Annotated in this window: 25 protein-coding genes; 13 read left to right on the forward strand and 12 right to left on the reverse strand. The window is 35.9% G+C overall.

Annotation, left to right across the window (positions count from 1 at the left end; all coding sequences use genetic code 11):
• Positions 1 to 42: 42 nt before the first annotated feature.
• From BUR19_RS12020 to BUR19_RS12060, 9 genes are all read left to right on the forward strand, one after another.
• A complete protein-coding gene (locus BUR19_RS12020; RefSeq protein ID WP_074235714.1) occupies positions 43 to 297 on the forward strand; it encodes a FeoA family protein in 255 nt (84 codons plus the stop codon).
• A complete protein-coding gene (feoB, locus tag BUR19_RS12025; RefSeq protein WP_074235715.1) occupies positions 297 to 2,324 on the forward strand; it encodes a ferrous iron transport protein B in 2,028 nt (675 codons plus the stop codon). The genes BUR19_RS12020 and feoB overlap by 1 nt, the downstream gene beginning before the upstream one ends.
• A gap of 7 nt (positions 2,325 to 2,331) precedes the next feature.
• A complete protein-coding gene (locus tag BUR19_RS12030; protein WP_083600775.1) occupies positions 2,332 to 2,475 on the forward strand; it encodes a FeoB-associated Cys-rich membrane protein in 144 nt (47 codons plus the stop codon).
• Between the two features lie 57 nt (positions 2,476 to 2,532).
• A complete protein-coding gene (locus BUR19_RS12035; protein WP_074235716.1) occupies positions 2,533 to 3,348 on the forward strand; it encodes a hypothetical protein in 816 nt (271 codons plus the stop codon).
• Positions 3,345 to 3,878, forward strand: coding sequence for a hypothetical protein (locus BUR19_RS12040; RefSeq protein ID WP_074235717.1), 534 nt, complete (start codon positions 3,345 to 3,347; stop codon positions 3,876 to 3,878). Before BUR19_RS12035 ends, BUR19_RS12040 begins: the two co-directional genes overlap by 4 nt.
• Before the next feature lie 20 nt (positions 3,879 to 3,898).
• Positions 3,899 to 4,897 carry a DUF4421 family protein gene (locus BUR19_RS12045; RefSeq protein WP_074235718.1) on the forward strand — a complete coding sequence of 333 codons (999 nt, stop codon included), beginning with the start codon at positions 3,899 to 3,901 and terminating at the stop codon, positions 4,895 to 4,897.
• A 70-nt stretch (positions 4,898 to 4,967) separates the two neighbouring features.
• Complete coding sequence (glmM, locus tag BUR19_RS12050; protein ID WP_074235719.1) at positions 4,968 to 6,350, forward strand: phosphoglucosamine mutase; 1,383 nt, start codon at positions 4,968 to 4,970, stop codon at positions 6,348 to 6,350.
• A 35-nt stretch (positions 6,351 to 6,385) separates the two neighbouring features.
• Positions 6,386 to 6,607: a hypothetical protein gene (locus BUR19_RS12055; RefSeq protein ID WP_074235720.1), complete on the forward strand. Its 222-nt coding sequence runs from the start codon at positions 6,386 to 6,388 to the stop codon at positions 6,605 to 6,607.
• Positions 6,604 to 6,888 carry a type II toxin-antitoxin system RelE/ParE family toxin gene (locus BUR19_RS12060; RefSeq protein WP_074235721.1) on the forward strand — a complete coding sequence of 95 codons (285 nt, stop codon included), beginning with the start codon at positions 6,604 to 6,606 and terminating at the stop codon, positions 6,886 to 6,888. The genes BUR19_RS12055 and BUR19_RS12060 overlap by 4 nt, the downstream gene beginning before the upstream one ends.
• A gap of 284 nt (positions 6,889 to 7,172) precedes the next feature.
• Here BUR19_RS12060 and BUR19_RS12065 read toward each other — a convergent pair whose 3' ends face one another.
• From BUR19_RS12065 to BUR19_RS12075, 3 genes are all read right to left on the reverse strand, one after another.
• The gene (locus BUR19_RS12065) at positions 7,173 to 8,408 is read right to left on the reverse strand and encodes an MFS transporter (RefSeq protein WP_074235722.1); all 1,236 of its coding nucleotides are present in this window, start codon (positions 8,406 to 8,408) and stop codon (positions 7,173 to 7,175) included.
• Positions 8,409 to 8,643: 235 nt separating this feature from the next.
• Positions 8,644 to 9,009, reverse strand: coding sequence for a hypothetical protein (locus tag BUR19_RS12070; RefSeq protein ID WP_074235723.1), 366 nt, complete (start codon positions 9,007 to 9,009; stop codon positions 8,644 to 8,646).
• Positions 9,006 to 10,508 (reverse strand): GH3 auxin-responsive promoter family protein, encoded by a 1,503-nt coding sequence (locus BUR19_RS12075; RefSeq protein WP_074235724.1) that lies wholly within the window; start codon positions 10,506 to 10,508, stop codon positions 9,006 to 9,008. The genes BUR19_RS12070 and BUR19_RS12075 overlap by 4 nt, the downstream gene beginning before the upstream one ends.
• Positions 10,509 to 10,862: 354 nt before the next feature.
• Here BUR19_RS12075 and rplU point away from each other — a divergent pair, with 354 nt between their 5' ends.
• Positions 10,863 to 11,258, forward strand: coding sequence for a 50S ribosomal protein L21 (gene rplU / locus BUR19_RS12080; RefSeq protein ID WP_074235725.1), 396 nt, complete (start codon positions 10,863 to 10,865; stop codon positions 11,256 to 11,258).
• A 27-nt stretch (positions 11,259 to 11,285) separates the two neighbouring features.
• On the forward strand, positions 11,286 to 11,543 hold the full coding sequence (gene rpmA / locus BUR19_RS12085; protein WP_074235726.1) for a 50S ribosomal protein L27: 258 nt from the start codon (positions 11,286 to 11,288) through the stop codon (positions 11,541 to 11,543).
• A 72-nt stretch (positions 11,544 to 11,615) separates the two neighbouring features.
• Here the strand turns inward: rpmA and BUR19_RS12090 are convergent, their stop codons facing one another.
• The 3 genes from BUR19_RS12090 to smpB form a co-directional block, all read right to left on the reverse strand.
• Positions 11,616 to 12,356 carry a YebC/PmpR family DNA-binding transcriptional regulator gene (locus BUR19_RS12090; protein ID WP_074235727.1) on the reverse strand — a complete coding sequence of 247 codons (741 nt, stop codon included), beginning with the start codon at positions 12,354 to 12,356 and terminating at the stop codon, positions 11,616 to 11,618.
• A gap of 104 nt (positions 12,357 to 12,460) precedes the next feature.
• A complete protein-coding gene (locus tag BUR19_RS12095; protein WP_074235728.1) occupies positions 12,461 to 13,963 on the reverse strand; it encodes an OmpA family protein in 1,503 nt (500 codons plus the stop codon).
• Positions 13,964 to 14,030: 67 nt separating this feature from the next.
• Positions 14,031 to 14,495 (reverse strand): SsrA-binding protein SmpB, encoded by a 465-nt coding sequence (smpB, locus tag BUR19_RS12100; RefSeq protein WP_074235729.1) that lies wholly within the window; start codon positions 14,493 to 14,495, stop codon positions 14,031 to 14,033.
• A gap of 80 nt (positions 14,496 to 14,575) precedes the next feature.
• Between smpB and BUR19_RS12105 the strand changes: the two genes are divergently transcribed.
• Entirely contained in the window at positions 14,576 to 16,198 is a 1,623-nt protein-coding gene (locus BUR19_RS12105) for an ABC-F family ATP-binding cassette domain-containing protein (RefSeq protein WP_074235730.1), read from the forward strand.
• 210 nt (positions 16,199 to 16,408) lie between these two features.
• A complete protein-coding gene (locus BUR19_RS12110) occupies positions 16,409 to 17,782 on the forward strand; it encodes an alpha-amylase family glycosyl hydrolase (protein WP_083600776.1) in 1,374 nt (457 codons plus the stop codon).
• Between the two features lie 144 nt (positions 17,783 to 17,926).
• Here BUR19_RS12110 and BUR19_RS12115 read toward each other — a convergent pair whose 3' ends face one another.
• From BUR19_RS12115 to BUR19_RS12140, 6 genes are all read right to left on the reverse strand, one after another.
• Positions 17,927 to 18,736 carry a M48 family metallopeptidase gene (locus BUR19_RS12115; RefSeq protein WP_074236471.1) on the reverse strand — a complete coding sequence of 270 codons (810 nt, stop codon included), beginning with the start codon at positions 18,734 to 18,736 and terminating at the stop codon, positions 17,927 to 17,929.
• Positions 18,737 to 18,854: 118 nt separating this feature from the next.
• Positions 18,855 to 20,102 (reverse strand): rod shape-determining protein RodA, encoded by a 1,248-nt coding sequence (gene rodA, locus BUR19_RS12120; protein WP_074235731.1) that lies wholly within the window; start codon positions 20,100 to 20,102, stop codon positions 18,855 to 18,857.
• Positions 20,102 to 22,126 carry a peptidoglycan D,D-transpeptidase FtsI family protein gene (locus BUR19_RS12125; RefSeq protein ID WP_074235732.1) on the reverse strand — a complete coding sequence of 675 codons (2,025 nt, stop codon included), beginning with the start codon at positions 22,124 to 22,126 and terminating at the stop codon, positions 20,102 to 20,104. Before BUR19_RS12125 ends, rodA begins: the two co-directional genes overlap by 1 nt.
• 86 nt (positions 22,127 to 22,212) lie before the next feature.
• A complete protein-coding gene (locus tag BUR19_RS12130) occupies positions 22,213 to 22,719 on the reverse strand; it encodes a hypothetical protein (RefSeq protein WP_027383135.1) in 507 nt (168 codons plus the stop codon).
• Positions 22,709 to 23,563: a rod shape-determining protein MreC gene (mreC, locus tag BUR19_RS12135; protein WP_074235733.1), complete on the reverse strand. Its 855-nt coding sequence runs from the start codon at positions 23,561 to 23,563 to the stop codon at positions 22,709 to 22,711. The genes BUR19_RS12130 and mreC overlap by 11 nt, the downstream gene beginning before the upstream one ends.
• 25 nt (positions 23,564 to 23,588) lie before the next feature.
• On the reverse strand, positions 23,589 to 24,614 hold the full coding sequence (locus BUR19_RS12140; protein ID WP_027383133.1) for a rod shape-determining protein: 1,026 nt from the start codon (positions 24,612 to 24,614) through the stop codon (positions 23,589 to 23,591).
• Positions 24,615 to 24,667 lie beyond the last annotated feature (53 nt).

The following is a 24,667-nucleotide window of genomic DNA, read 5'->3' on the forward strand; positions in this document are numbered from 1 at the left end:
TAATTTGAAATAAGCTATCTTTGTAGTCCAAAAATTTTAGTCTTGCAAACAAAACACATCGATAAACTCTGTTGTTTTCCGAAAAATAAAATCGGGAAAATTCTTGGTTATGATAATGAAAACCTTCAGATGCCAACCAAAATCATCGAAATGGGATTGCTTCCAGAAACCACTTTCAGAGTTCTATATCAAGCTCCTTTTAACGGACCGCTTTACATAGAATACGGTTCGGATAAAACCAGAATCGCCCTGAGAGAAGCAGAAGCAAGATTTATTCAGGTAGAAGTTTCAGAATAATGCAGGACAAAAAGCAAAAACAAATTCTTTTGGTAGGGAATCCCAACGTCGGGAAATCCACAGTTTTCAATATTCTTTGTAACAGAAAACAAAAAACGGGAAACTATGCTGGTGTTACAGTTGCCAGCCATTCCGGAAATTACATTTACAAAAACGAGGAAGTCGAGGTTATCGATTTGCCCGGTTCTTACAGCATCTACCCGACTTCTGAGGACGAGGCTATTTTTTCACGTTATCTGATCCAGGAAGACTATTCCGGCGTTGTTTACATTGCTGATGCGATTAATATGAGAAGAAGCTTGCTTCTTTTTCAGCAGATTCAGGATTTGGGAATTCCTGTGATTTTGGTGGTCAATCAAGTGGATGAAGCCGAAAAACGAGGAATCAAAATTGATATTTCTAAGCTTTCGCAGATTCTTAATATTCCTGTTTTCGAAACAAACGCAAAACAAAATTTGGGAATAGAAACCGTTCGTGAAGCGGTTTTTAACAATAAATTCAAAATTGCGGAGACTAATTCTTTCGAAATTCCATTGGAACAGAAAGCCTTGGTTTACAAGGTTTCATCTAACACAACCGAGAAAAATCTCTATAAAATCTGGACACTTTTAGCTGCCGATACTTATCTTGGAAAAATTGAGAACATCCACGAAATCATCACGCAGGAAGATTCAAAATGCAGTGTTCCAAAGCGTTTACAAATACAGGAAACGATAAGAAGATATCAAAATATTGATAAAATAACTTCTCAAATTACTGAGAAAAAACCTCAGTTAAAAGAATTACTGACGGAAAAATTAGACAAAGTTTTAGTTCATAAAGTTTGGGGTTATGTCGTTTTCTTATTAATTCTATTATTAATTTTTCAAAGTGTTTTCTTCCTTGCAGAATATCCGATGACTTGGATTGAGAATTTCTTCACTTGGTTGTCAGAATTTTCAGGCGAACGTCTTCCTGAAGGGCCAATCAATTCTTTGGTTTCCAGCGGAATTATTCCTGGAATTGGTGGAATTATGGTTTTTGCACCACAGATTGGAATTTTGCTTTATTTCCTTTATCTTCTGGAAGATTCCGGATATATGGCGAGAGTTGTTTTCCTTATGGACAGAATGCTTAGACCTTTCGGATTGAACGGAAAAAGTATCGTTCCATTAGTTTCCGGAACTGCTTGTGCAATTCCAGCGATAATGTCAACCAGAAATATTGAAAACGTCAAAGAAAGATTGATTACCATTCTTGTAACGCCTTTTATGACTTGCTCTGCGAGGCTTCCGATTTACAGTATTATTATCGGATTGATTATTCCTGACCAAAGTTTTTACGGCATCAAATACAGAGCAATTGCACTGATGATAATGTATCTGATAGGATTTTTGATGGCATTATTTTCATCATTTATTTTGAAAAGTTTCATCAAAACCAAAATAAAAAGTTTCCTGGTAATGGATTTGCCGACTTACAAAATGCCTTTGTTTGGATATGATTTTAAATTGGTTTTAGGTAAGGTCTGGGAGTTTATTTCCGGCGCTGGAAAAGTGATTTTCACTGTGAGTATTATTCTTTGGGCTTTGAGTTATTTTGGCCCGCCACAACATAAAGATGAGATTTTAGCAACAGAATCTTCCCTTGACCATTCTTATCTTGGAAGAATCGGAAGAACGATGGAACCAGCCATTGCTCCGCTTGGTTACGACTGGAAAATGGGAATCGGAATTTTGACAAGTTTTGCGGCGAGAGAAGTTTTCGTAGGAACTTTATCAACGCTTTACAGTCTGGACGATGAAGCTCCTGAAGGAAAATTAATAGAAAAAATGAGATTGGATGTAAAACCAAATGGCGAAAAAGTTTTCAGTTTTGCAACCGGTGTTTCGATTTTACTTTTCTATGCATTTGCGATGCAATGTATTTCTACAATTGCTGTCGTTTACAGAGAAACGCGAAGCCTGAAATGGACGATGTTACAAACAGTTTCAATGACATTTTTGGCATACTTTTCGGCTTTGATTATTTATCAAATTTTAAAGTAAATTTAAAATGGACAATTCATTAACCTTACAATATGTAATTATAGGACTTATCGTTTTAACGGCTGTTTATGCAATTGTCAGAAAGCTTACAAAAACATTTTCCAAAAAAGATAACGGAAAAAACTGCGGTCCGGATTGTGGCTGTTCTTAATGTAAAAACATTAGTTTTAGAAATTTATCGTAATTTCGGATTTCAAAAACTAATCGAATGAAAAAAACACTTACATTATTTGCATTTCTATTTGTATTTTTTTCTTACTCACAGTCTCCTTCATCTACTAAAAAATGGAATGAATATCATAATCGATACGAATATTTTGACAGTGAAGGAAACCTTATTGGATATGAAAAATACAATGATTATAAAAAACAGTGGGAGTACTATTCTGAGAACAAACCCAAATCAAAATTTAATAGGTCTGATGTAGAATTAAACACTTCTTTATCCGCTTCCGATATTGAATATGCAAAAGCTATCGGGCTATCTAAAGCCTTGAAAGAATCCAAAGAAATCACAGAACGTATAGACTACTATCAAAGTATTATACAAAAAAAATACAATAATTTGTCCGCAAAAATTAGGTCATCTAGCTTTACCGATGAGGACAAAGAAAAACTTCTTGAAGAATTTGATGAAAAGGTTATTTATGCCGATGAGACTTATACAGATATGTCATCGCATACAGTTGCAACTAACAAATTAAATTTTATTATTAGAAGTTATAATGATTTACTACAAAAATATTCCGACAAAACAATAAATCCCATTATTCAAAAAGTTGTACAGCTTGATGCTAAATTTGATTCTGCTCTTGTAAGTAAGGTACCAAAAGGCTTTAATTTTCATACTGCATCTTATGATGAAATTATGCAAAGTGGAACTTACAGCTATGTGATAAGAGAATATGTTTCTGCAAGAAATTCTTTCTCTAAATTAATGAATGAAGGAAATCTAACTTATGAAAAAGGAAATTCTCTGTATTCTAAAATGTTAATCGAATATTATAAAATTTCTGAGAAATGACCTTGAACCAATTAAGTACAATATCTGGTTTCTTAGCTGATATAGCTACAATAATTGCCCTACTTGGAATAGTTTACGCTTATTTCTTTTCAAGAAAACAAATACATTTTTCAACAATTGAAAAATGTATTAATGATTACAGACAATTGTATCACAAATATGAAGACAAATATGACAATCCTAAATTTTTAGGGCAATATTTAGATTTGGTTAATGAGGAATTATTTTATATTGAAAAAGGGTATTTACCAAAAGAAGTGTCTGAAGAATGGATTGATGGGATGATTGATTATTTACCATTTTTCAATAAATCAGAATTAGTTTTAAGTAGAAAATTCAATGAATTTCACATCTCTGAAAATGTAAAGAGTCGTCTGTATTCTTATCCTCGAATTTTAAAATTTATAACTGTAAAAGAAGAGATAGATTTTGAAAAAATTTTTCTTCCATTGTCTGATGAAGATGTGATTGAAATAAGGTCTTCTGAACGGAAAAAGCTTATAAAACTGCTTAAAAGAAATCTAAAATAAGTTTGTATTAAAACTAATCAATGCGAATCCTCACTTTTATTTTGCTCAATTTCTGCGTACTAACATTTGCACAGAATGACAGCATCAATAATAAAGTGATTTCCTACGACGACAAAATCATTCTTCGCCTTAATTTTGATACCAACATTGATAATTATGTTATTTCTTCCAAAGGATTAGATATAAAACCAAGGTTGAATCTCAACAATAAAATCAACACCACTATTGGGTTTGATTATAAAATCGTCAGTGCAACTGTATCTTTCGCTCCCAATTTTTTACAAGGGAACAACAACGGTTTAAAGGGAAAAAGCAGTTTTGCCAATTATACTTTCAGATTCTTTCCAAAAAACATTATTCAGACACTTTCATACAAGAATAGCAAAGGGTATTATATCAGTAATACTCAAGATTTCGTAAGCAATTGGCAAAGAGGTAAAGACCCTTATCTGACTTTTCCGAATCTCAGAATCCAAAGTTTTGGAGGTTCAACTTCTTATATTTTTAATAAGAATTTTTCTCTTAAAGGAATTTATTATCAAAAAGAATGGCAGGAAGCGAGCAGTGGAAGTTTTGTGCCGTCCATCAATTATGAATATGTCCTTTTTTCTGATAATCTGAACTCTATAAAATCCAGAGAACATCAATTGGATTTGAGTTTTGATGTTGGTTATCATTATAATTATGTTGCCACAAAACACTTTAATATTGCACCATTTGTCTTTGCAGGATTAGGAAAAAAATGGAGTAGTTATAAAGCCGACATCACAAAAGATGAAAAAGAAAAACAGAACTTTTTTACTCAGAATTTCGGTGCTGGTTTGCATCTAGGTTATAATTCTGAGAAAATTTTCTTCGGTTCCAAATTCAATTATTCCGGTAGTCATTATGATGACAATGGCTCTAATATTATCAATAATAATTTCTATGTTCTTTTATTTTTCGGTTATAGGTTAAATGCACCTTCGAAAGTGAAAAAGGTCTATGAAAAAATTCAGGATAAAATACCTGAGCTTTAATGTAGAATTAAAAACAAAACGACTTCTTTTTAATACATTTGCATTCAGAAAAAACCTTAAAATTTATTAAATGTCATTAATAAAATCAATTTCCGGAATCCGAGGAACTATCGGCGGAAAAGTAAACGATAACTTAACTCCGCTGGATATTGTGAAATTTGCTTCGGCATTCGGAACTTGGCTTCAGAACAATAAAAATAAAAAAGATTTAACCTTAGTTATCGGAAGAGACGCCAGAATCTCTGGTCAAATGGTTTCTTCTCTTGTAACTTCTACGTTGCAAGGTCTTGGAATTAACGTTGTTGATTTGGGACTTTCTACAACACCAACCGTAGAAATAATGGTTCCCGAACTGAAAGCTGACGGAGGAATTATCCTTACTGCTTCTCATAATCCAAAACAATGGAACGCCTTGAAATTATTGAATGACAAAGGCGAATTCATCAGCGGAGAAAATGGCGCAGAAGTGTTGGCTCTGGCAGAAAATGAAGATTTCGATTATGCAGAAGTGGATGATTTGGGAAAATATGAAACCAGAGACGACGCTTTCGATATTCACATCAAACAAATTTTAGATTTACCAACAGTTGATGTTGAGGCGATAAAAGCTAAGAAATTCAAAGTTGTACTTGATGCGGTGAATTCTACCGGCGGGATTTCTATCCCACCACTTTTGGAGAAATTAGGTGTGGAAGTTGTGAAACTTTATTGCGAACCAAACGGGCAATTCCCTCACAATCCGGAACCTTTGAAGGAACATCTTGGCGACATCTGCGAATTGGTCATCAAGGAAAAAGCGGATATGGGAATCGTGGTTGACCCTGATGTTGACAGACTGGCTTTGGTGGACGAAAAAGGAGAAATGTTCGGAGAAGAATATACACTGGTTGCCGTTGCAGATTACCTTTTGAAAGATAAAAAAGGCGTAGCCATTTCCAATCTTTCTTCCAGCCGAGCTTTGAGAGATGTTGCGAAAAATCTGGATTCAGAATATTTTGCAAGTGCAGTTGGAGAAGTGAATGTTGTGACCTTAATGAAAGAAAAAAATGCCGTCATCGGTGGCGAAGGAAACGGTGGAATCATCTATCCGGAATTACACTACGGAAGAGATTCTTTGGTTGGCGTTGCTTTATTCTTGACTCATTTGGCAAAAGAAAACAAAACCGTTTCTGAACTCAGAGCAACTTATCCAAGTTATTTTATGGGTAAAAAGAAAATCGAATTGACGCCGGATATCGACGTTGATGCTTTATTAATTAAAGTTCAGGAAGAATATAAAAACGAAGAAATCTCAACCGTTGACGGTGTGAAAATCGATTTTCCTGAAAACTGGGTTCACTTGAGAAAGTCGAATACAGAACCGATTATCAGAATTTATACTGAGGCTTTTTCTCAGGAAGAAGCGGATAAATTAGGTGATGATATGATTACGAAGATTAGAAGTTTGATATAAAATATTTTTATTAATTTTAATAAAAATTAGATAAGATGCTCACTCTAAATACAATTCTAGAAGAAATCAAAGATGTTCCAGTAAACAGGTTGGAAGAATTACATCTGTTTATCAAGACTTTGATTTCAAAAAAGGAAAATCACAACGATATTCAATTGACGGATTGGCAAATTGAATTGATTGAAGAGGGCGAAAAAGATATTGCAGAAGGCAGAGTAATTTCTCACGAAGATTTTTTGAAATCTTATGGCAGATGAAAAAAGTCGAATGGACACTCCGAGCAAAAAAAGAGTTTGACAATACATTCAATTATTGGATTAATCATAATAAATCTGATATTTATTCTCAAAAACTATTAGATGAAACTCTAAGAAAAGTAAATCTCATTGCTGAAAATCCTTTAGTTGGAGAAGTAGTTTTCAGAAATTCAAGAAGAGTTTTGGTGCTTGAAAATTTTTCAGTCGTCTATAGACCCACAAAGAATATAATAAAGATTAACGCTTTCTTTGACAACAGAAGAGATCCAAAAGCATTATAAAAATTAAAGGAAGCAAGATCTGTTTCCTTTTTTATTTATTGACAATCAAATCTGTTTTTGCCCAAATTAGTTTGCATTTGGTAACAGTTTGTTTTAAACCAAAACAACTTGTGTTTTGGTCTAAACAGGTCATTTAAACAAAAAGTCAGTTGTGTTTTAATTCAAACAACTTGTTTGGAATGAAAATCATTTGTCTTTTAGCCCAAACAACCTGTTTAGACTAAAAATCAATTGTGATTTATTTTAAACACCTTGTTTATAATTTTTTCAGAATTTTTTTATTGTTAATACTCCATCTTCCTCAACTTCTTAGAAGTCGCTCCAATGAACAACGCCGTCAAAACCGTCATCGTTCCTCCAAAAACCACAGAACGGACAACGCCCATTAATTTCGCTGTCAATCCACTTTCAAACTGCCCCAACTCGTTACTTGACATTATAAAAATAGAATTTACACTCAGAACTCGGCCACGGATCTCTTCAGGCGTTTTCAACTGAACAATTGTTCCTCGGATGACAACACTTATTCCGTCCAGCATTCCGCTTAGAACTAAGAATCCAAAAGACAACCAATACAATTTGGACAATCCAAATCCAATAATACACAATCCAAATCCAGTTGCTACACAAAGTAAAATCTTTCCTTGATTTTTTCGCAATGGAACCAGAGAAAGCGTAATGATAATCAACATCGAACCAATGTCTGATGCTGCGTTCAGCAACCCAAAACCTTCGGAACCAACCTTCAGGATGTCACTTGCAAAAACCGGAATCATTGCCACTGCACCACCGAAAAGAACCGCAAACATATCCAGCATTTGAGCACCAAGAATCTCCTTCGTTCTATAGATATAAGCCAAACCTTCCTTCATACTTTCGAAGACTTTCACATCTTTCTTTTTATTTTCAGACTGTTGTTGATTAATCGTCCAGAAAAACAAAGAAGCGAAAATCATACTACAAACAATCACTACTAAAGTCCATTTAATAGAAATCAAAGCAATCAGAAAACCACCTAAAGCGTGACCGGAAACCGACGCAATCAGAAAAGTCGCTTGATTCAACGTCACAGCATAGGGCAGATTTTCCTGCTTTACAATCCTCGGAATCATACTTGGAACCAACGGACCGAGAAACGAGCGTGAGATTCCCGTAAAAAAAATGACCGCATAAATAAAATACGTGATCTCGTGACCAGTAAAATGCATCCGATGCCCAAAGAAAGCTGGAATCAAAAGTAAACTAATCAGAATCACATAAGCATAATTACAAATCAAAAGCAGTTTTTTCTTCTCGTTCATATCGATAATATGACCGGCATAAAGCGCGCAAGAAACTGCAGGAATTACCTCAGAAAGACCAATCAATCCAATGGAAAAAGGATCTTTTGTCAACTGATAAACCCACCAACCTAGTAAGGTTGCGAGCATCCTGAAAGCGATGATAAGGAAAAATCTTCCGGTAAGAAGATGACGAAATTCTATATTTTTTAAAACGCGAAGTGGTGTAAAAGAAATCATTATGCAAAAATAGTCGTTGTACGCCGATTACTTCCACATAAATCCATAAATTTTTAGGAGCTATTTCCCGCTATCCGCTCATACTCCTCGTCCCAGCGCTTTGCCAAACCCAAATCCTCCAACTCTCCCACTTCACTCCGGGGTAACCGCTTCTATCGGGGCTAGTCAGAACCGTTTGTCAAAAATCAGAATATTTTCAACCAAATCAGATTGGAACATTCTCAGGTTATAAAATTTAGTAGTAATAATAATCAGATGTAGAATTGTTAACCAATGCGACGATTAGCGCAACAAAACCAGCCACTCCCACAACCGAACCAACAACAATAGCCGTTGTTCCTTTGGAATTATTCTTTTTGATGACTCTTATATCATTTTTTGCAATAGTCACTTCTTGATTGTTTGCGACTCCAACAATTTTGTCATCCTCTACAGCAGAAACCCGAACCTTGTATTTAGGTTTATTGTTCTCATAGAAGGTATATCTTTTTCCTGTTTCGACTGCGGAAAAATCATTCTTATTGATATTATTTCTGTAGATAGCTGTAGTGCAAGATTGCAAAAGCAGAAATAAAGAAAAAAGAAAAGAAAAGGTTTTCATTGTAAATTTAGTTTCGCCAAATATACTGCAATTTTCCGGTCATTTGCCAGGCGTGGAATTTTATTTTGACCACCTAATTTACCTTCCGACTTTGCATAATCCTGAAAAGCATTTTTCTTTAATTTTGTTATAATTAAAGGCTGAAGAATATTCCCGGAAATCAAATCGTCATAATAAGTATTCCTTTGTCTGAGTTGTAAATCCAATTCTGATTTGAAAGCTTCGAAGTTTTCCGGCTCTTTTTCAAACTCAATGAACCATTCGTGATAAGGTAACCCTTCAGTGGGATTGACTTCTGGTGCGAGATGAAATTCTGTAATCTGAGCAGGAAATTTCTCAACCGTTGCTTTCAAAGCTTCTTCCACCTCAAACGCAATCACGTGTTCGCCAAAAGCAGAAGTGAAATGTTTCGTTCTTCCTGACACTAAAATTCGGTAAGGATTTTTATCGATAAACCTCACAACATCTCCAATCGAATAAGCCCATAGTCCTGAATTAGTCGTCAAAATCAATGCATAATCTTTGTTCAACTCCACATCTTTTAATGTCAATCTTTCTGCATTTGGTTTTCCATATTGTTCGAGTGGAATGAATTCGTAGAAAATTCCGTGACTGGTCAAAAGTAATAATCCTTCTTTCTGATAGTCATCCTGAAAAGCAAAGAAACCTTCCGAAGCAGGAAAAGTCTGAACGATGTCAACAGGTTTTCCTAGCAATTCGTTCATCTTATCACGATAAGGTTCATAGTTAACGCCACCTGTGATTATCAATTGAAGATTTGGAAAAATCTGAGTGATTTTTTTTCCGTGTCTATCAATTAGTTTTTCAAAATACATTATCAACCAGGGCGGGATTCCTGAAATCAAAGTCATATTTTCATTCTCAGTTTCTTCTACAATTTTATCGACTTTGGTTTCCCAATCTTCGATACAATTGGTTTCCCAGCTTGGCAATCTATTTTTCTGGAGATAATTTGGGATATGATGCGCGACAATTCCTGACAATCTTCCGGTTTTTACGCCATTGACTTCTTCCAGTTCAGGAGAACCTTGAAGAAAAATCATTTTCCCGTTGACAAAATCTGCATTATTCTTTTTCTCGATGTAATGAAAAATTGCGCTTTGAGCTGCAGCAATCTGAAAAGGCATTGCTTCTTTGGAAATTGGGATGTATTTGGAGCCGGATGTTGTTCCGGATGTTTTTGCAAAATATTCAGGTAAATCCGGCCAAAGGATTTTAGATTGACCTTTTTTTACTTTCTCGATGTAAGGTTTGAGGTCTTCGTAATCCGTAACAGGAACATTTTTTTGGAAATCGTCAATCGTTTTTATGGTTTCAAACTGATGTTCTCTTCCAAATAATGTTTTCTCCGCTGTTTTGACAAGTGAAAGCAAAAGCTCTTCTTGATTCTTGACCGCATTAGTTTTGAAATCTTTTGTTTTTGCGATATGTTTTTTGGCCCAGATGAGCGCAATATTTTTCTTGATAAAATCCAACATCATTAAGAATTTTCGGTTGTCAAATTTATGAACAATTCTTTATGTATAATTATATATATACAATCTTTGTCATTCCGTAGGAATCTCAGCAGTCTAGATTCCTACGGAATGACAAAATTTGATTTTATCTTGTCCCGTGTTTTTATGTAGAATCCGCAGCCCGACTTGAGCGGAAATCCTTTTTTGCTTGTACTTAAGTTCAACTTACCGGGAAATCTTGAGCAAAAAAGATTGGGAGCGGAAGACGGATAAAGCTGCCCAAATAATTATTATTGAAAAGTTTGTGATAAGTGTTTGTGTTTTAGAAAGTAAATATGTACTTTTGCACCTCGAATAATATAAAATTTATAAACAATGTTTGCAATTGTAGAAATAGCAGGGCTTCAATACAAAGTTGAGCAAAACCAAAAGTTGTTTGTGAACCGTTTGAAAGGAGATAAAGGAGCGAAAGTTTCTTTTGATAAAGTTCTTCTTACTGTAAACGGTGCAGTAACTGTTGGTGCCCCGGCTGTAAACGGTATCGCCGTAGAAGTAGAAATTCTTGACCATGTTCAAGCTGACAAAGTAATCGTTTTCAAAAAGAAAAGAAGAAAAGGTTATGCTAAGAAAAATGGTCACAGACAACAATTAACTCAAATCCAGATTGTTTCTATCACTGGTTTTGACGGTGCGAAAAAAGAGGCTAAAAAAGCTGCTCCTAAGAAAGCTGCTAAAGCTGAAGTAACAGAAACCAGCGAAACTGCTGAATAATTTTTAACCCAAAAAGCTTAAAATAAAATGGCACATAAGAAAGGAGTTGGTAGTTCCAAGAACGGTAGAGAATCTCATTCTAAAAGACTAGGTGTTAAGATTTTCGGAGGACAAACTGCAGTTGCAGGGAATATCATCATCAGACAAAGAGGTACTCAACACCACCCAGGTGAAAACGTAGGAATGGGTAAAGATCATACTTTACACGCTCTTGTTGACGGTACTGTAGTTTTCAGAAAGAAAGCAAACAATAGATCTTTTGTATCTGTTGAGCCAAACGCATAATTAAAAGCGTTTTATAAAAATAAAAATCCCGACTTTTCAGTTGGGATTTTTTATTTGTAGCGAGTACTTATTCTAAAGTGATTCTAATTGTTCATCTGTAAACTCCATATTATGGAAGACATTCTGAACGTCATCATCTTCCTCAAAACGTTCCAGCATTTTCATATTAGCCTTAAATTGATCTTCTGTCATTCCTTTTGTATTATTCGGAATTCTTTGTAGTTCGGCACTTTTAGCTTCGATTCCAAGTTCATCCAATTTATGCGACAACGAACCGAAATCTTCGAAAGCTGTAGTAATCATTACTTCTTCCTCGTCTTTTTCTACATCCTCTGCCCCACCATCAATCATTTCCATTTCGAAGTCATCCCAATCCATTTTAACTTGAGCCAAATCAATAGTGAAAATCCCTTTTCTATCAAAGATGAATGCTAATTCACCATTCTTACCAAGACTTCCGTCAAACTTGTTAAAAATAGCTCTTACGTTAGCCACAGTTCTCGTAGGATTGTTTGTGGTACATTCTACAAAGAAGGCAACACCTCCTTGTCCGTATCCTTCATAAGTGATTTCCTCATAGTTTTCTGCGTCTGCGCCACTTGCTTTTTTAATTGCTCTTTCGACATTGTCTTTTGGCATATTAGCACCTTTTGCATTCTGGATGCATCTCTTAAGAGCAGGATTGGAATCTGGATCAGGACCGCCCGCTTTTACCGCCAAAGCGATATCCTTTCCTATTTTTGAAAATGTTTTGGCCATCTTATCCCATCTGGCCATTTTTGAGGCTTTCCTATATTCGAACGCTCTTCCCATTACAGTTTTTATTTTATATTACAAAAGTACTGAAATCTGAAAACAAAAAAAATACCTCCAATAAAATTGGAGGTATTAATATTTAGAAAATTAATTATTTAAAATTATTTTTTCTTTTTAGCTGGAGCTTTTTTCTTAGCTGGAGCTTTTTTCTTAACTTTTACTGGAGTTGGATCATCATAATCTCTCTTTTTAAGAGCATTCCACTGAGCAGCATCTTCGATAGCTGTTACAACTACTTTTCTATCTACTTGTCTCTCAGCATCTGAAGCTGTAGCAGGAACTGTTGCTTTAGCTTTACCAACACCGATAGATTTAAGAGCGTTTGGATCTACACCTCTAGAGTCTAATGCAGCAACTACAGAAGCAGCTCTTTGTCTAGAAAGTTTCAAGTTATAAGCTTCAGCACCTTTAGCATCTGTTCTACCTTCCAACAAATAGTTACCACCATCTTTCTTGATCAAGTCAGCAGCAGCATCTAGAGCTCCTTTAGACTCAGCCTTGATTGTAGCTTTGTTGAAGTCGAAGAATACACCTCCGAACAATTTCTCAGCTTCTTCAGCAGTTACTTTTTTAGGTTTAGGACAACCTTGGTATTCTCTTAATCCAGGAACTGTAGGACAAGCATCATCTTTGTCTAATACTCCATCTCCGTCAGTATCTGGCCAAGGACAACCTTTGTTTTCAGCTGGACCAGGAACGTCAACACAAGCATCATCTTTGTCTAATACTCCGTCTCCGTCAGTATCTGGCCAAGGACAACCGTTGTTTTCTTTTGGACCTGCTACATCTGGACATTGATCATCTTTATCTGGAACTCCATCACCGTCTGTATCAGGACATCCTTGGAATTCTGGTAAACCTGGAACGTCTGGACAAGCATCATCTTTATCAGGGATACCATCTTTATCTCTATCTGTGTTACCAAATCTGAACAACAATGAAGCAGAAGCTTGCCAGAAGTTAGCAACATTAGACTTATCTACAGGAGTAGTTACATAATCTCCTTGAACACCTAAACCGAAGTTTTTAGTTACCCAGAAATTGATACCTGCACCTGTACTAACAGTGAAGTGGTTTGCTTTACCTGTTAAGTCTCCATCTTCATTATAAGCTGTATGAAGACCTCCTCCAATTGTTGGCTTTGTATCATATCTTGGAAATGTAAGACCAGTATAGTCATGTCTTAAATAGTTAGCACCAACTCTCAAATATGGATCAAACCAAGATTCTTCATCCCAAAGAAGACCAGCAGCTTTGAATTGAACTCCAAGACCTGTCATTAAGAAGAATTCTTTATCCATTCCAAACCTCTTGTTGTCAACATTCCCAACAGTAGTTTGCCAGTCAAGAACGATTCCTTTGCTAAGGCTTCTTGCAACAGTTAATTTAGATAATGGTGGCGTAATTGAATACTTAGAAACACCAAATAAGTTTTCTTTAAAATTGTTGAATGAGAACGTATTGCTGAAGTTATTTCTTTGCGCAACGTGATTCACTCCATGAGCACCCACACCAATAACCCACTTATTGGTAGTAGTTTGTGCGAAAACAGTAGAAGCAACAGTAAGTGCTAATGCTGAAATTCCTAATTTTAGATTTTTCATAGAATTAAATGATTAAATAATTGATAATGCAAAATAAATATAATTTTTCTTTATAAACAAAGTTTTTTTAACTTTTCTTTAATAGACGCTGGATGTTTACTTTATTTTCTCTATCCTTTATAGCCTCTCTTTTATCGAAGAGTTTTTTACCTCTGGCTAATGAAATGAGCAACTTCGCTTTCCCATGATTATTGATATACAGCTTCAAAGGTATTATCGTATTGCCAACATCCTTTAACTTTTTTTTAAGTTTTTGCAATTCGTAATGATGCAGTAACAATTTCCGTTCCCTTTTTGTTTTATGATTGTAAAAAGTGCCTAATTTGTACTCATCTATCATCATATTAATGACATACAATTCATCATTTATGAACTGACAAAAGCTTTCTGTGATAGATGCCTTAGAAGAACGCAGAGATTTTATTTCAGTTCCGGTCAATACAATACCAGCCTCATACTCGTCCAAAATCTCATATTCAAAACGAGCACGTTTGTTAAAAATGTTAACTGACTTTTCTATTTTAACTTTCATTAAGTCTAATTTATATAAAATTTAGGATACTTCAGTATCCCAACTTATTTTCGTATTTTTGCACAAATTTACAAAACTATATGTTAACAGTATCTAATATATCTTTACAGTTCGGGAAAAGAGTACTCTTCGACGAAGTTAATATAAAATTTACAAAAGGAAATTGTTATGGTATTATCGGTGCCAATGGTGCCGGAAAATCAACATTCCTTAAAATCTTAAGCGGAAAGCAAGATCCAACTTCAGGACATGTTTCTCTTGAAAACGGAAAAAGAATGTCTGTTCTTGAGCAGGATCACTTTGCTTATGACAATTTCACAGTTCTTGAAACAATTCTTAGAGGTAATAAAAGACTTTTCGAAATCAAAGAAGAGATGGATGCGCTTTATGCTAAAGAAGATTTCTCTGACGAAGATGGAATCAAAGCTGGAGAACTAGGCGTAATCTATGACGAAATGGGTGGATGGAATTCTGAAGCTGACGCACAAACTTTGCTTTCAAACGTTGGAATCACGGAAGATATGCATTATCAGTTAATGAGCGAGTTGGAAAATAAAGACAAAGTAAGAGTTCTTCTTGCTCAGGCTTTATTCGGTAATCCTGATGTTTTGATTCTGGATGAGCCTACCAATGACTTGGATATTGCAACAATTGCCTGGTTGGAAGATTTCTTAGCAGACTATGAGAACACGGTAATTGTAGTTTCTCACGACCGTCACTTCTTGGATACGGTTTGTACACACATCGGAGATTTGGATTATGCAAAATTAAACCTTTATACAGGTAACTACTCTTTCTGGTACCAAGCTTCTCAACTAGCAACAAGACAAAGAGCTCAGGCTAACAAAAAAGCGGAGGACAAGAAAAAAGAATTACAAGATTTCATCGCGCGATTTAGTTCAAACGTAGCAAAAGCAAAACAGGCAACGGCTCGTAAAAAGATGATTGACAAGTTGAATATTGATGACATCAAACCTTCATCAAGAAGATATCCGGCAATTATCTTTGATGTAGAAAGAGAAGTTGGAGACCAGATTCTAGATGTTAAAGGTCTTGAAAAAACCAAAGACGGCGAATTATTATTCTCAAACATAGACCTAAATCTTAAAAAAGGCGACAAAGTAGCTGTTCTTTCTAGAAACTCATTAGCAATTACAGAGTTTTTCGAAATCCTAGCTGGAAATATCGAAGCTGACAAAGGAAATATTGCTTGGGGTGTAACTACAAACCAATCGCATATGCCTTTGGATAATACCAATTTCTTCCAAGACGATTTGAACTTGGTAGATTGGTTAAGACAATTCACGAAGAACGATGAGGAAAGACACGAAGAGTTTATGAGAGGTTTCCTTGGAAGAATGTTATTCTCCGGAGACGAAGCCCTTAAGTCTTGTAAAGTTCTTTCCGGAGGGGAAAAAATGCGTTGTATGTTCAGTAGAATGATGCTTCAGAAAGCGAATGTTCTTTTATTGGATGAGCCAACCAACCACTTAGATTTGGAAAGTATCACCACCTTGAACAACTCTTTGAACAACTTCAAAGGAAACATCTTGTTATCATCTCATGACCACGAATTGTTGGGAACGGTATGTAACAGAATCATCGAGTTGACACCAAAAGGAATCATCGACAGAGATATGACTTACGACGAATATCTTGGAGACAAAAAAATCAAAGAATTGCAAGAGCAGTTATATTCTTAAAGAATTAATTGGGGCGTCTTTATCCGTCCTCCGCTCCCGCTTTTTTGTCTCGTCTCAAGAGACAAGACAAAAAGAGCTCCGCTCAGGCCGGGACGCGCTTCGCAAAATTGAACATTTGTCAACAAAACAAATTTTCGTCAAAAAAATAAATATTAAAAAGCGTTTCATATCGAAACGCTTTTTTTAATTTTAGAGAAATATACCAACCTTATGAATTCTCTAAAATATCTACTATTATTACTGCTGGTTCCATTCCTGGGAATTTCACAGACCAAAGATTCTCGTTATCAGCCAAAACCTTACGTTCAGCTAAAACATCCCGAATGGAGCAAAAACGCCACGATTTACGAAGTCAATATTCGGCAATATACCAAAGAAGGGACTTTCAAAGCATTTGAAAAACATTTACCAAGACTTAAAAAAATGGGCGTTGATATTCTTTGGTTGATGCCGATTCATCCCATTGGGGAAGAACACAGAAAAGGAAAACTAGGAAGTTATTATTCAGTCAAAGATTTCAAAGGTGTGAATCCTGATTTTGGAACTTTGCAGGATTTGAAAAACTTAGTTGATAAAATTCACGCAATGGGAATGTACGTCATCATTGATTGGGTTGGGAATCATTCTGCCTGGGACAATCCTCTGGCAAAAGAACATCCAGATTGGTACACCAAATCCAGAGAAGGCCATTTCCAGCCAACACCTTGGTATGACTGGGATGATGTGATTGACTTCGATTATAACAATCCAGACTTCCGAGAATATATGACTGGTGCGCTGAAATATTGGGTAAAAGAAGCCAATATCGACGGTTACCGATGCGATGTTGCCGGTTTCATTCCGGTTGATTTTTGGGAAAATGCCAGAGAAGAATTGGACCAAATCAAGCCTGTCTTTATGCTCGCCGAATGGGAATCTCGTGATTTGTACAGAAAATCATTTGATATGACTTATTCCTGGTCACTTTGGGATAAACTGAAACTGGCGACAACAGGTGGAAAAGGCGCTAATGCTTTGTACGAATATATGGCGCATGATGTGGGAAGTTTTCCTTACGATTCTTACCGAATGTTGTTCACAGATAATCACGATAAAAATTCTTGGGAAGGCAATCAGTTTTCTAATTTCGGGAAAGGATTAGAAACTGCTATGGCACTTTGCGGAATAGCCAACGGAATGCCTTTGGTCTACAGTGGACAGGAAGCTGGACTGGAAAGAAGCCTTGAGTTTTTTGAGAAGGATGAAATTATGTGGAAAGACCACAAATTTTATGGAATGTATCAGAAATTATTTGATTTGAAACATAAGAATCAAGCGCTCTGGAATGGAAAATGGGGTGGGGAAATGATTCGGATAACTAACAACCAGATGAGTGATGTTTTGTCTTTTTACAGAGAAAAAAATGATGATGCAGTTTTATCGATTTTTAATTTTTCTGATAAAAGTTTAACAACTTCTGTTGATACCAAATATTATTATGGACAGTATAGAGAATTGTTCACGGGAAAGATTTTCAATATCAATTCTGAGAAAACAGTTCTCAATCTGAAACCTTGGGACTATTTGGTTTTGGTAAAGAATTAATCTGGAGCGTAGAATCTTGTGCAGCCCGACCTGAGTGGAGCTCATCCGCTGCAGGCGGATAGCGGGAACGGAGGGCGGAAATAGCTGTCCAAATAAAAATCTTAAATGACTAAAATAAAAAAAGCTGCCTTTCGGCAGCTTTTTTTATTTTGTCAACTTTGCAGTTGGTAAAGTAACAGTTCCGGGATCTTTCCAGAGACCATCTTTCTCCGCTCTTTTCTTGATTGCTTCGGCTCTTTTTCCACTATCAGGATGCGAATTAAACATCTTTTGGAATCCTGATTGCTGGCTGCCTTCTGATAACAAAGCCAATTTTTTGAAAGCGGTGTAAGCTCCTACAACATTGTAACCATTAGACTTCATAAAGTCGTAAGAATAAGTATCAGCTTCCGATTCTTGCTTTTTACTGTGAGACGCATCCATAATTGCATTCGCCATTTGACCTAATTGGCTGTCATTAAGCGTAGCCACCGTTTTTGAAGATGCTGAAGCTGCATCGAGAGCAGCTGCTTTCAAATAAGCAGATTTGATAGCATCTTTTGTATCCTCGTTCTTAACGTGACCAATTTCGTGACCAATCACTGCAAGAAGCTCATCATCTGTCATAATATCCATCAACGAAGAAAATACTCTTACACTTCCATCTGCACAAGCAAAAGCGTTGATGTCTTTTACTTTGTAAACTTTGTAATTCAAATTAAGTCCGTCTTGGGATTTGTGTTTTGCAAACAGTTTGTTGAGACGAACTGTGTAAGGGTCTTTTGGACCTGCAACCGGATTATTTTTATCCATCCAATCAACAGATTCTTTGGAAAGTTTGATGGCATCTGCGTTGGTAAATGTTAAAGCAGAAACACCTTTTCCTGCAGCTTTTGTGACGTTTCCAAGGTTAAATTGAGCATTCATAAAACCTACTGTCCCCAAAAGGAAAAGAGAGATAATTGTTTTTCTCATAAAATTGTTTTTGAAATTATTATTTTTTATTAAAAAAATGAATATCAAAAATTCAACCAAACCAATAAACGATTTGAATTATTTTATGAAATAAAATATCCTAGAAAGTTAGCCCTATCTAAACAAGACTATTTTTGTCTGCGTAATTGAGTTTAAAGAAAATAAAAGTCATTATAGAGAATGCCAAAAGCGAACTTCCTCCATAACTAAAAAACGGCAAGGGAATTCCTACAGTTGGAAATAATCCCATAACCATCCCAAGATTAATCACAAAGTGAATCAATAAAATAGAAGCGAAACAGTATCCAAAAACTCGATTAAATATTGATTTCTGATTCTCTGCGAGATAATAAATTCTACCAATGAAGATGGCATAACAAAGAATCAGAATAGTGCTTCCTAAGAACCCCCATTCTTCTCCAACGGTACAAAAGATATAATCAGTTTCCTGTTCGGGAACGAATTTTCCTTGGGTTACAGAACCTTGTTTATAGCCTTTCCCCATCATCCCGCCAGAACCAATTGCAGTTTTGGAATAAAGCAAATTATATCCGGATGTATCACGAAATTCTCTTTCCCCTTTGTACAAAACTTCAACTCTTTCCTGCTGGTGTTTAGGCAATTTTTCGAAAACAATTGGTGAAACGATTGATAAGCCAGCTAACAAAACGATAATACCAATTGCCGGCAACAAAGAGTAAATATTCTTATGCAGCATTGCAACATTGAATATAACCCAAATTGCACCTAAAACAAGAATGATAACAGTGAAATACCAGAGGTCAATTTTCAATGGGTCGTTCAGATAATTGGCAATAAGGAAAACACCTGCAAATAGTGTCCCAACTAAAAATAACTTCCCAGACAGCCCTTCTCTATATAAAGCAATTACGAAAGCCACAAAAACCAGTAATGACCCAACATCCGGTATCATCAAAACGACAACTCCAGGAATTGCAATGATGGCTAAAGATGTAATTAATGACCGTTGATTATTGATATTAAAATCCTGATTGGAAACATAATTTGCTAACATCAAAGAAGTTCCTATTTTTGCAAATTCAACAGGTTGCATCGTAAAGCCTCCGAATTTGTACCAGTTTTTCTGTCCAAGAATTTCTGTTCCGAAAGGAAATAATCCTATTAAAAGTAAAACACCACCAACATAAATGATAGCCGACATATTCTCAAAGAACTTAGTTCTCATAAAGAAGATAATCAATCCAACGAAGCAAGAGATTCCAAAGAACATCAATTGTTTTTCGCCCAACTCCGCTTTCACACTATGAATGTTGATAATCGCAAACACACACAGCAGGATATATAATGTCATCCCCAATTTGTCAATACCTTCTGCCCACTTCATTATACTTTGGATTTTAGAGGTTTAACTTTGGAACTGTCTTTCTTTAATTTTTTGTCCTGAATTGCCTTCAGACTATCTTTAATTTTTTTCAACTGAATAGAATCTTTTGGCGGTTCTTTGTACCAGCCTTTTCGCTTCATATCGGCAACATACTGTCGTTTATACTCCGGCATAAAACTAGAGGTAATCATTTTCTTGTAGAGATGTTCTCTTTTCAGTTCTCCCGTGATATATTTTTCAGCAATCGTTGTACAAGCCGGACCAGCCCAAGTAGCACCAAATCCTGCGTGTTCCATTACAGCTGCAACCACAATTTTCGGTTTATCAGCCGGAGCAATCAATACAAAAATCGAATTATCTTTCCCTTGGGGAACCTGCGCCGTTCCTGTTTTTGCCAATTGGGTAAAATCTTTAGACATTAGACTTCTTCCCGTTCCTCTCAACATTACCGCTTCCATTCCTTGTAGAACGACATTGTAGAAATGAGGATTCTGAACCAAAGTCATATGCTTTTTCTTGAATCTTGGATCTGGATTTGGTTTTCCATCAATAGACTTAACAACGTGAGGCGTATAGTACCAACCCTTGTTTGCAATAGCAGCAACAAAATTGGCCATTTGCATTGGTGTTAAAAGCACATCGCCTTGTCCCATACCATTATATATAGCTCCGGTTGGCATCTCGTCCCAGTTTTTATAATCAGTCCGTTTAGAACCACTTGCTTTATAAATGGATTTCATTCTCTTTTCATAGAATTCTCCGGAAGGAATTCTACCTTTTGCTCCAACAGCCAAATCATTATTAAGGAATTCTCCAACACCAAAGCTATTGATGATCTTTTTCCATTCATCAACACCTTTTGATGGGTTTCCTGGGTATTTTTTTATGATTGAGATATAAGCATAAGTGAAATAACAGTTACTAGAAACCTGAATCGATGGAATCAGCGGGTCTGCTCCACCGTGGCCTTTGATGCTTTTCCCACGATAGAAAAATCCTCTTCCACAAGGGAAAATGGTTTTATCATCCATCACACCCATTTCCATTGCAGCCAAAGCGGTCAGTAGTTTGAAAGTAGATCCTGGAGGATAAGCCGCCTGAACGGAACGGTCAAACGTAGGTTTGTTTTCGAAAATCGTATCGTTGGCTAATCTATAGAGATTTCTTGATTTGTTTGGTCCGGTGAAAAGATTCGGGTCGATGTCTGGCCCGGTTGCCATTGTCAAGATTTCGCCATTATTTGGGTCAAGGGCTACAACTGCTCCGTGTTTATTAACCAACATTTCCTCCGCCATTCTCTGCAAATCGTAATCAATGGTTAAAGTTAAATCTTTTCCAGTTACAACTTCTTTGTCGAGCTCTCCGTTTTTATAAGAACCGATACTTCTTTGGCGAATATCTTTTTGGATATATTTCATTCCTTTTTCGCCTCGAAGTTCTTTTTCGTAAGCTTTCTCGATGCCGCTTTTTCCTACAATATCTCCAGGTAAATAATACAATGAATCTTTCTTAATATCATTATCATTCACCTGATTAGTATAACCCAAAAGGTTTCCTGAAGTATTGATTTCATATTGTCTTTGCGGACGAGGAACAATTGAAAACGCCGGATATTTGAAAATCAATTCCTGAATCCTTGCCATATCTTCACGACTTAGATTTTTCATAAAAGTCATTGGTGTCAGCTTAGAATAATATTTCTCTTTCTCAATATTTTTCATCGTTTTGATGAAATCGGGTTTGGAAATATTCAATAATTTGCAAAAACCAAGCGTATCGAAATCAGGTTTTAAAAGTGCTGCAGTGTATGAAATTTCAAATGCTGGTTGATTTCCTACAAGTATTTTTCCATTTCTATCAAAAATAACACCTCTTGGAGGAATGACATATTCAATTTTAATGGAAGTATTGGCTGCATTAAGCGCATATCTATCTGTGAATAGCTGCAAATAAGAAAGCCTTGCAATAAAAATTAATGCAATAATAGAAAGCGCTAGAATGATTCTGAGGTATTGTGATTTCATATGTATTTTTCAATCTTTTCAGAGGACATATGCAACCTCGGTTTCAAAGAGAGTATTTTTTGGTATTGGATAGACATGCTTTCGGTTCAGACTTTTTGTTTGATTTTAAATGCTAATGTATAGGCTAATATAAATACAAACGAGATTATACTGGTTACTATTACATTAAATAAAATTTCAAAAAATCTATCGAATTTAAAAAACTCGATGTACTGTACCAAAAATTGATGGATAAAAATACTGGTGATGATAAAAAATATGAACTGTGTCCACTGGATACTTTGGAAAGAAAAGAAATCCGTAGTCGTATCCGTTGATGTTCTGAATATGATTGTTCTAAAGTAAGCGATAACTGTCGTTGCAAAAGCATTGATGCCCCAAGTTCCCAAAAACGCATCCACACACAATCCTAAAAGAAAGCTCAATCCAAGAAATTGAAATTGATTTCGAAAAAACGGATAGAACATTACAAACACCGGGTAAAGTACAGGAATGTATTGCCCAAACAAAGCAATCCTGTTCAGGATGAAAACCTGAAAAGCTGTAAGTATTGCTATTAAAAGCAAATCTGATGCAATGTTTCTACTGACCATCTTTTTTAATTTGAGCCTTTAACGTATCATCTATTTTCTGAACCTCCGATTTTTTAAGATTTCTTACAACATAAACCGTACTCAGTTTTCCGATTTTCTCGCTAAGTTCTACAGAAACGTCCCAGAATCCTGTCTTGCTGTCAACCTGATAACCGGCAACTGTTCCCACCAAAATCCCTGCAGGAAAGATTGAAGATTTTCCGTCTGTTACAACCGTATCTCCAACTTTTAGCGGAACATATTTCGGGATATCAGAAAGCGTCATCGTTCTGGTATCATCTCCTTTCCAGGAAAGTGTCCCGAAATATCCTGACTTTTTAAGCGATGCGCTGATTTTGATTTTATTGGTACTCAAAACAGATTGAACCAAAGAATAATTATCTGTTGTATTGATAACGATTCCGGCAATTCCTCGAGGCGCAATAACACCCATTTTAGAACTTACGCCTTGCAGACGCCCTCTGTTAATTGTGAAATAATTATCTTTTCTGTTTATAGTATTGTAAACAACTTCGCCGTCAACAAAAGTATAAATCTGTCCGCCTCCGATTGTATCATAAACTCTTCGGAAAACAGGTTTATCCAACTTTTCTTTTCCGTAAAGTTCTTTCATCAAAGCTTTATTCTGAACAACAAGGTCTTCATTGATTTGTTTTAATTTCAAGTAAGAAGTTCCCTCATCGATATAACCGGAAACCCAAGAATTGAAAGCCGCCGTTTTTGCTGCCAGGAAACTTTGCTGCATAGCGTTTTTGCTGAATATCAGTACAATTGCAACCAATTGCAGGAATATGAAGAACACAAATAATGCATTCTTGGAAAAAAATCTCAGCAAAGCACCCATCTAAAAAAAGACCTCGAAAAAATTATTATTTGATAAGGAAATTGAATTTATCCATATTTTTAAGAGCAATCCCTGTTCCTCTTACAACCGCTCTCAATGGGTCTTCTGCCACGAAAACAGGAAGTCCGGTTTTTCTGTGAAGCCTGTCTGCCAAACCTCTCAAAAGAGCGCCACCACCAGCAAGATAAATTCCGGTTTTGTAGATATCCGCGGCCAATTCAGGAGGAGTTAAAGATAAAGTTTCCATAACTGCATCCTCGATTCTGATAATCGATTTATCCAGAGCTTTAGCAATTTCTTTATAATTAACCATAATCTCTTTTGGTTTCCCAGTAATCAAATCTCTACCTTGTACAGGTATATCATCAATTGGAACATCCAGCTCTTCAACAGCCGACCCAACTTCCAATTTGATTCTCTCAGCCGTTCTTTCTCCGATATATAAATTATGGTGCGTTCTTAAGTAATAAGCAATATCATTGGTGAAAACATCACCAGCAATTTTCACAGATTTATCACAAACAATTCCACCAAGTGCAACTACAGCAATCTCCGTTGTACCTCCACCTATATCGATAATCATATTACCTTCTGGTTTTTGAACATCAATCCCAACTCCTATTGCAGCAGCCATTGGTTCATAAATCAAACGGACTTCTTTCGCATTCACTTTTTGAGCAGAATCTCTTACCGCTCTTTTCTCAACTTCAGTAATACCTGAAGGAATACAAATCACGATTCTAAGTGCCGGTTGGAAAAGTTTCCCTTTGATGCCCGGAATTTGTTTGATAAATTCCTTAATCATATGTTCTGAAGCGTGGAAATCTGCAATAACCCCATCCTTCAAAGGACGAACAGTTTTGATATCCTCGTGAGTCTTCCCTTGCATATGTTTTGCTTGCTCCCCAACGGCAATCGGCTTACCAGAAGAACGCTCTATCGCAACGATAGAAGGCTGATCCACAACGATTTTGTTATTGTGAATAATAAGCGTGTTCGCAGTCCCTAAGTCAATCGCAATTTCTTGCGTAAACATATCCAATATACCCATTTTGTTCAGTCATTATTAAGTTTACAAAGATATAAATTTAGACTTATTCTCTG

The sequence above is a fragment of the Epilithonimonas zeae genome (genome assembly GCF_900141765.1).
In the GTDB taxonomy this organism is placed as follows: Bacteria; Bacteroidota; Bacteroidia; order Flavobacteriales; family Weeksellaceae; genus Epilithonimonas; species Epilithonimonas zeae.

What these genes read in the sequence shown, in the direction of transcription:
- BUR19_RS12040 (WP_074235717.1), top strand. Translation starts at nt 3,345, where the DNA reads ATGACCTTGAACCAATTAAGTACAATATCTGGTTTCTTAGCTGATATA.
- BUR19_RS12045 (WP_074235718.1), top strand. Translation starts at nt 3,899, where the DNA reads ATGCGAATCCTCACTTTTATTTTGCTCAATTTCTGCGTACTAACATTT.
- smpB (WP_074235729.1), bottom strand. Translation starts at nt 14,495, where the DNA reads ATGAAAGTTAAAATAGAAAAGTCAGTTAACATTTTTAACAAACGTGCT.
- BUR19_RS12065 (WP_074235722.1), bottom strand. Translation starts at nt 8,408, where the DNA reads ATGATTTCTTTTACACCACTTCGCGTTTTAAAAAATATAGAATTTCGT.
- mreC (WP_074235733.1), bottom strand. Translation starts at nt 23,563, where the DNA reads ATGGGTGCTTTGCTGAGATTTTTTTCCAAGAATGCATTATTTGTGTTC.
- BUR19_RS12095 (WP_074235728.1), bottom strand. Translation starts at nt 13,963, where the DNA reads ATGAAAAATCTAAAATTAGGAATTTCAGCATTAGCACTTACTGTTGCT.
- BUR19_RS12110 (WP_083600776.1), top strand. Translation starts at nt 16,409, where the DNA reads ATGAATTCTCTAAAATATCTACTATTATTACTGCTGGTTCCATTCCTG.
- rodA (WP_074235731.1), bottom strand. Translation starts at nt 20,102, where the DNA reads ATGAAGTGGGCAGAAGGTATTGACAAATTGGGGATGACATTATATATC.
- glmM (WP_074235719.1), top strand. Translation starts at nt 4,968, where the DNA reads ATGTCATTAATAAAATCAATTTCCGGAATCCGAGGAACTATCGGCGGA.
- BUR19_RS12115 (WP_074236471.1), bottom strand. Translation starts at nt 18,736, where the DNA reads ATGAGAAAAACAATTATCTCTCTTTTCCTTTTGGGGACAGTAGGTTTT.
- BUR19_RS12140 (WP_027383133.1), bottom strand. Translation starts at nt 24,614, where the DNA reads ATGGGTATATTGGATATGTTTACGCAAGAAATTGCGATTGACTTAGGG.
- BUR19_RS12130 (WP_027383135.1), bottom strand. Translation starts at nt 22,719, where the DNA reads ATGGTCAGTAGAAACATTGCATCAGATTTGCTTTTAATAGCAATACTT.
- BUR19_RS12035 (WP_074235716.1), top strand. Translation starts at nt 2,533, where the DNA reads ATGAAAAAAACACTTACATTATTTGCATTTCTATTTGTATTTTTTTCT.
- BUR19_RS12125 (WP_074235732.1), bottom strand. Translation starts at nt 22,126, where the DNA reads ATGAAATCACAATACCTCAGAATCATTCTAGCGCTTTCTATTATTGCA.
- BUR19_RS12070 (WP_074235723.1), bottom strand. Translation starts at nt 9,009, where the DNA reads ATGAAAACCTTTTCTTTTCTTTTTTCTTTATTTCTGCTTTTGCAATCT.
- rplU (WP_074235725.1), top strand. Translation starts at nt 10,863, where the DNA reads ATGTTTGCAATTGTAGAAATAGCAGGGCTTCAATACAAAGTTGAGCAA.
- feoB (WP_074235715.1), top strand. Translation starts at nt 297, where the DNA reads ATGCAGGACAAAAAGCAAAAACAAATTCTTTTGGTAGGGAATCCCAAC.
- BUR19_RS12075 (WP_074235724.1), bottom strand. Translation starts at nt 10,508, where the DNA reads ATGTTGGATTTTATCAAGAAAAATATTGCGCTCATCTGGGCCAAAAAA.
- rpmA (WP_074235726.1), top strand. Translation starts at nt 11,286, where the DNA reads ATGGCACATAAGAAAGGAGTTGGTAGTTCCAAGAACGGTAGAGAATCT.
- BUR19_RS12105 (WP_074235730.1), top strand. Translation starts at nt 14,576, where the DNA reads ATGTTAACAGTATCTAATATATCTTTACAGTTCGGGAAAAGAGTACTC.
- BUR19_RS12030 (WP_083600775.1), top strand. Translation starts at nt 2,332, where the DNA reads ATGGACAATTCATTAACCTTACAATATGTAATTATAGGACTTATCGTT.
- BUR19_RS12060 (WP_074235721.1), top strand. Translation starts at nt 6,604, where the DNA reads ATGAAAAAAGTCGAATGGACACTCCGAGCAAAAAAAGAGTTTGACAAT.
- BUR19_RS12055 (WP_074235720.1), top strand. Translation starts at nt 6,386, where the DNA reads ATGCTCACTCTAAATACAATTCTAGAAGAAATCAAAGATGTTCCAGTA.
- BUR19_RS12090 (WP_074235727.1), bottom strand. Translation starts at nt 12,356, where the DNA reads ATGGGAAGAGCGTTCGAATATAGGAAAGCCTCAAAAATGGCCAGATGG.